This is a genomic window from Brachyspira suanatina (assembly GCF_001049755.1).
Lineage (GTDB): Bacteria > Spirochaetota > Brachyspiria > Brachyspirales > Brachyspiraceae > Brachyspira > Brachyspira suanatina.
Genome location: NZ_CVLB01000005.1, coordinates 1 through 6,052 on the forward strand (window position 1 = coordinate 1; position 6,052 = coordinate 6,052).

Sequence of the window (6,052 nt, forward strand, 5' to 3'; positions counted from 1 at the left end):
AAAGAGAGAATTAAGAAACTCAGTCGTCCAGATACTGCCTTATGTTGTTTAAATGAATTATCCTTATATTTTTTATTATATGTATAAATAAAGATATAAGGATAAATTATGTCAAACAATGATGTAAAAGAACTTACAAAAAAAGAAACTTCAATAATAGAAAAATATATCAAATAAAAAGCTGAAGAGAAAAAGAATAAAGAAAATATTGAAGATCTTAAAGATGATGTTCTTAAAATATTAAAAGAACATGAAGGTAAAGTAGTGCATAACGGATATAATATATCAATGCATGAGAGTACAACATATCAATATAGTGAATCCATACAGAATATAGAAACAGAGATTAAAGTATTAAAACAAAGAGAAGTAACACTCCAAATAGCAAAAGAGAAACAAAAAACTGAATATATAAAAGTATATGAATTACAAAACAAAAATAAAGAGGCTTAATCTATGCTAAATGAAAATATATTAAATGAAATAGGTATAAATAAGAAATGGCTTTNGTGCATAACGGATATAATATATCAATGCATGAGAGTACAACATATCAATATAGTGAATCCATACAGAATATAGAAACAGAGATTAAAGTATTAAAACAAAGAGAAGTAACACTCCAAATAGCAAAAGAGAAACAAAAAACTGAATATATAAAAGTATATGAATTACAAAACAAAAATAAAGAGGCTTAATCTATGCTAAATGAAAATATATTAAATGAAATAGGTATAAATAAGAAATGGCTTTTACCATTAAATAATGCTTTTCAAAAACATAACATTACAGATACAAAAGAAGCTGCTATGTTTTTGGCACAAACAACACATGAAAGCAATAATTATAAAAAACTTGAAGAGAGTTTTAGATACACACCTCAGAGGCTTTTTGAAGTATTCAAAAAAAGAGTTGGAAGTTTAGAAAATGCTAAAAAACTATGTCTTCAAGGAGCTGAGTCTATTGCTAATTTTGTTTATGGCGGTCGTTTAGGTAATACTGAAAATGAAGGCTATAAATATAGAGGCAGAGGAATAATACAGCTTACTGGAAAAAATAATTATAAGAAATATGGTAAAAAAATACATGCTGATTTAGTTAATAATCCAGAACTTGCCAAAGAACCTAACAATGCTATAGAGATTGCATTATTATTTTGGCAGGAAAAAGGATGTGGTTTGCTTGCACGTCAAGGAGATGTGAAAGGTGTTACTAAACTTATTAACGGCGGCTTTAATGGACTTGAAGACAGAGAAGAAAGGTATAATAATATTTTAAAAATATTGAATGCTGAAAACTAAAAATATAAAGTAAAAAAATAAAAACGACGCACGCAGATTGTTTATTGTAAAATAAACAATCTAATTTTAAGCGTGCGGAGTGTTAACAACAATAAGGAAATTAAATGGCAGCAAGTAAAGAAAGTAAAACTGCTCTATTGGAAAAAATAGAAAAAAGATTGAGCCGTTTAGAGCTTCAAGTAGGATATAATGAAGACGGTACAAAAAACGGAAATGGTATTATTCATAAAGTAGAAGAAGTAAGAGAAGAAATTAAAAATCTTAGAAATGATATTAAAAGCTATGATACATATCTAGATAATTTATCGGAAGATTTTATTAAAATAGATTTAAGAATAGAAAAGCTTGAAAATCATGTGACAGATTTTATAGCTGAAATACAGGAATATAAAACTAAAAGAGATGAAGAATTAAAAGAAATAAAGAAAAGTTTAGAAGGCAATATTACTGTTGATACTTTGCATAAGTTTCAAAAAGCTGTAGTTGGTATATCTGGATTTATTGCAGCAATGGGTACTATAATCGGAGCTGTTCTTTATTTCACTAAATAACACAATAAAAATATAGCAACAATAGGAGTATATATGATTCCAATAATAACAGGATTTTTATCCAAAATAAATAAAAAAATAATTATAGCAGTCATAATGGTTTTAATAGTTTCTATTTTTATAGTATTAATAGCTGCTAAAGACAGTGAAATACATAAAAAAGAAAAAGAAATTGCTCAGTATCAGGAAGATATTAAGGGCTTAGAACTTCAAACTGAAACGCTTCAAAATGAAATACAATTTATGCATGAAAATAAAAAGCTTCAAAATAGTTTTAGTAATTCAGAAGCTATGATAAAAAATATAGACAAAGAATTACTAACAAGGAAAGAGCATGAAACATTTAATAATATATCTAATAATTTTTATAAGTATTTTAATGATATTAACTTCATGTCAGGCTCAGGTAAAATATGTAAAAATACCTCTATCCACACCTCCAAAAATATTTATTATAAAACCTGTTACAAACAGACAAGATTTAATGAAAAGATATCAAGAAAGTATTATAAAAATTGGAGAGTGGCAGCTCTGGTATAATGTGCAAGTTTCTAGTAATTACTATTTGTATAAATAAAATCTTAAAAGCAGGAGCTTTATTATGTCTTTAGAAAAACCTGAAAACTATAAAGAAGTGCCAGCCCTGCAGGATGGTGAAATTGTATTTGCTGAGGATCATAATCAGACAATAGCAAATATAGAGAAGTTAAAAGGCGGAAAACCTAATGAAGCTCCTGTATCTAATATTAAAGAATTAAAAACTTTTTTAGATGGTATATTAACAGGAAAAACTCTTACAGCTGCACAAATAACTTTTGATAATGAAGAAGCTAATATAATATATAGAAAATATAATTTTCCAAAGTATAAAACAAATATAGAAAATATTAGTTTAGTATTGACTGATGAAAATGGCAGCAATGAATATACAGCAGTTATAGAAAAAGAAGAAAACAATTATAGAATAAAATCTATAATAAATAATTTTACCATAAATAAGATGGTATATTTAATAATTAAAAATGTAAATGGAAATGAAGATTTACATTATAAATGCAGCATGTTGGGACAATTTTTTGATATAAACAGAAATACAATACCTCAATTAAGTGCAAATGAATGTATAATATCTGATACTGATTGTCCATTTGTATTTAACCTATCTATTATTGCAAGTAATTTAGTATTAAGCATAATTAAGTCTAATTTTCCAACTGAAATACCAACTAAAAATTATAATGTCATACTCAATATAAAAAATACTCAATTGAATAAACTAGATACCAATATATATTTTATTGATATAGGCAGTCCTAATCCATTTAAACTTGAATTAGTCAAAAGAGATAATAAAATAAAGTTAATAGGGAATTATCTTTATAAAAGTAGTTTAATTATACCGACTTGTTACAGTCCAATATTAGAAAATTATTTTAATATCATAGGCAGCAGGGATGAGCTAATCAATACTGACGGTATTACTTCAAGTTCAGGAAAGCCTAAAAAGTTTGGCTTTATGAGATATAATAATAAACCTAATATATACACTTTAATAATAGCTAATCAGGATGGTTCAGAAATAGAAACAAATGAAATAATAACTTTCGATTTGACTCCTGATAAAAATGCAGAAGTAGAAGTAAAAGAAAAAGTAATAGAAACTGTGCAAGATGCTATAGAAGCGTTAAGCGATTCATATAACGGAGATTTTGACTCAGAACCTACAGATCCAACTCCAGAACCTCCTGAAGAAACAAATATATATACTTTTGAAAAAACTACTTTTACTTTAGAAGCTGAAGGCGAAACTATTATTCTAAATAGTGACATTATGAAAGATATAAGTAGTTTATCACTAATAAAAAATACTGATGGAAGCTTCAATTTGAAAGGAAGTTTTGAAATTAATAATGAAGGTCAGGCAGTTATAAGAACTAATAAACAAATTGATTTAGATAAAAGAAAGTTAGCAGGTATGTACTATGGTGGAATGCAGCTAATATACAAATACGAAAATAAGTATTTATATATTATCATAGTGGCATCAAAAGTGGAAAGCCCTATATTAAATATAGAAGATATAAAAATATATGATAATAATATAATCTGTCCTCCAGATTTTAATTATATTAAACTTGTAGGATATGAAGTATCAGAAGATTTTGGTATATATTTAATAAATGGAGTCTATAGGTTAAAAGGTTCTTTCAAATCTAATAGTAATAATATGGCTTTCTTTCTGAATCTTAGTATGCAGGAATTTTTTGAAGATAAACAGCAATATAGCTATTCTTCATATAAAATAGGAATAACATCAGGAGAGCCATTCTATACTATGATATCTATTAGTTCTATAACACCTAATCAAAAATATACTATAGATATGGAATGTCCGCTTCAGCCAAGTATTTAATGTAGGGCTTATTATGAAAAGACAATTTGATACATTATTTAAACACAATATTTTTAATAATAAAGAACATTATAACTTCTGCAGCAAATGCAATAAACTTTATGAAAATAAACAATTCTGCGAATGTGGTAATTTTATTAATCTAACTAGAATAGATAAAAATATAGCAAATATTATTTTAGAGTTAAATAAAAAAGGATATAAAACAAGTCAATGCTGCGAAGGACATATTGAAGATGAATATTTCCATCCATATATATACTTTAGTTATTTATTTGATATTAATGTTTATAGTATGGCTAGGCAAATATCAGAAGTTATAGAAAGTGAAAATCTTCCTATTGAAACTGTTTATATGTTCAATAATAAAAACAAGCAGATAGGAACTTTATTTGAAGTAAAAGAAAGTAAAATAAAAGAATTAGAAGATAACAGAGAAAAAATAAAAGATGTATTTATTAAAAGTTTTGAATCAATAATAGAAAAATTAAAAGTTTATAAATAGTTTTAAGGAGAAAATATGTTTAAATTAATATTAATTTTTTTAATAGGTGTTATGGTAGTTTTTACTTTCATTGGAATAGTAAAATACTATAACAAGTTTATGAATGAAAAAGAAGGGACATTTAAAGAGAGATTAAAAGCTCTCATTAAAGAAAAAACATCAATATATTATTTCATTAAATTAACTTATGGCTGTGTGATGTTTTTTATAGCTGTAATTGCATAGGACTGATTATGAAGGCATTAAAAGATTTAATATCTTGTTCCAAGACTGGACATCTTTCTAGTATGCGTTTAATAAGTTTATTAGGTTCAGCGGTCATGCTTGTTTGTATAGCTTTCTTAGTTTTTTCTAAAGATGTTAGGCTTGGAGAAGCTCTTCCATTTTTAATGGGAGGTTTGCTTGGACTTGCTGGATTTAAAAGTTATCAGTCAAAGTTTGAAGGGGATAAATAATTAATAATCTCTAATATTTTTTATTATATATATAAATAAAAAGCCATAATAAGAATATTTATATTGAAATAGCATTTCTTTTTAGTAAGATAAAGTTTTTTATTTATTTTGTACTGAATGGATGCTTGTCAAAAGGCTGGAACTAGAAAGGTTTCAGCCTCCTTTTTTTATTTTATATTGTAAATATATAATTTATGTATATATCCTATATATTCTCCAATTCGCATTTTATATTTTTTAGCATAATTCCTAATATCATCAAAATTATTTTTTTCTACTAAAATCACCCAACTAATTTTTTCTGTATTTTCTTCCATTTTTAATTTAGATATATTTTTTATATTTTTGCATGTATTATGTATNGAACTAGAAAGGTTTCAGCCTCCTTTTTTTATTTTATATTGTAAATATATAATTTATGTATATATCCTATATATTCTCCAATTCGCATTTTATATTTTTTAGCATAATTCCTAATATCATCAAAATTATTTTTTTCTACTAAAATCACCCAACTAATTTTTTCTGTATTTTCTTCCATTTTTAATTTAGATATATTTTTTATATTTTTGCATGTATTATGTATTTCCTCTATATATTCTCCTAATGACATCTTATATTTATTGGCATATTCTTTCATTTCCTCAATAATATTTTTATAATAATAAAATCCTAATGACACTTTTTTACTTTTATTATGTGGTAATATTAATTCCATTATATCTTTAGTTTTATTTTTCTTTATTTCTTCCATTTTTTATTCCTTATTTATTTTTTTGTCTATACTTTATAAAAAATAAATAAGTTAATATAAAATAAATAAAAAA

General features: G+C 25.1%; 9 protein-coding genes. 8 read left to right on the plus strand and 1 reads right to left on the minus strand.

Annotation, left to right across the window (positions count from 1 at the left end; translation table 11 throughout):
• Positions 1-288: 288 nt before the first annotated feature.
• The 8 genes from BRSU_RS14950 (at position 289) to BRSU_RS13920 (ending at position 5,225) form a co-directional block, all read left to right on the plus strand.
• On the plus strand, positions 289-453 hold the full coding sequence (locus BRSU_RS14950) for a hypothetical protein (protein WP_245158112.1): 165 nt from the start codon (positions 289-291) through the stop codon (positions 451-453).
• 248 nt (positions 454-701) lie between these two features.
• Positions 702-1,301 (plus strand): glycoside hydrolase family 19 protein, encoded by a 600-nt coding sequence (locus BRSU_RS13890; protein ID WP_048595986.1) that lies wholly within the window; start codon positions 702-704, stop codon positions 1,299-1,301.
• Positions 1,302-1,405: 104 nt separating this feature from the next.
• The gene (locus tag BRSU_RS13895; RefSeq protein WP_048595985.1) at positions 1,406-1,852 is read left to right on the plus strand and encodes a hypothetical protein; all 447 of its coding nucleotides are present in this window, start codon (positions 1,406-1,408) and stop codon (positions 1,850-1,852) included.
• Positions 1,853-1,885: 33 nt separating this feature from the next.
• Entirely contained in the window at positions 1,886-2,392 is a 507-nt protein-coding gene (locus tag BRSU_RS13900; protein WP_209435156.1) for a hypothetical protein, read from the plus strand.
• A 61-nt stretch (positions 2,393-2,453) separates the two neighbouring features.
• Entirely contained in the window at positions 2,454-4,265 is a 1,812-nt protein-coding gene (locus tag BRSU_RS13905; protein ID WP_209435161.1) for a peptidase, read from the plus strand.
• Between the two features lie 13 nt (positions 4,266-4,278).
• Entirely contained in the window at positions 4,279-4,770 is a 492-nt protein-coding gene (locus BRSU_RS13910) for a hypothetical protein (protein WP_048596191.1), read from the plus strand.
• A 15-nt stretch (positions 4,771-4,785) separates the two neighbouring features.
• Positions 4,786-4,995 carry a hypothetical protein gene (locus BRSU_RS13915; RefSeq protein WP_047104499.1) on the plus strand — a complete coding sequence of 70 codons (210 nt, stop codon included), beginning with the start codon at positions 4,786-4,788 and terminating at the stop codon, positions 4,993-4,995.
• Between the two features lie 8 nt (positions 4,996-5,003).
• Positions 5,004-5,225: a hypothetical protein gene (locus BRSU_RS13920; protein ID WP_048595983.1), complete on the plus strand. Its 222-nt coding sequence runs from the start codon at positions 5,004-5,006 to the stop codon at positions 5,223-5,225.
• A gap of 391 nt (positions 5,226-5,616) precedes the next feature.
• Here the strand turns inward: BRSU_RS13920 and BRSU_RS13925 are convergent, their stop codons facing one another.
• On the minus strand, positions 5,617-5,979 hold the full coding sequence (locus BRSU_RS13925) for a hypothetical protein (protein ID WP_048595982.1): 363 nt from the start codon (positions 5,977-5,979) through the stop codon (positions 5,617-5,619).
• Between the last annotated feature and the right edge of the window lie 73 nt (positions 5,980-6,052).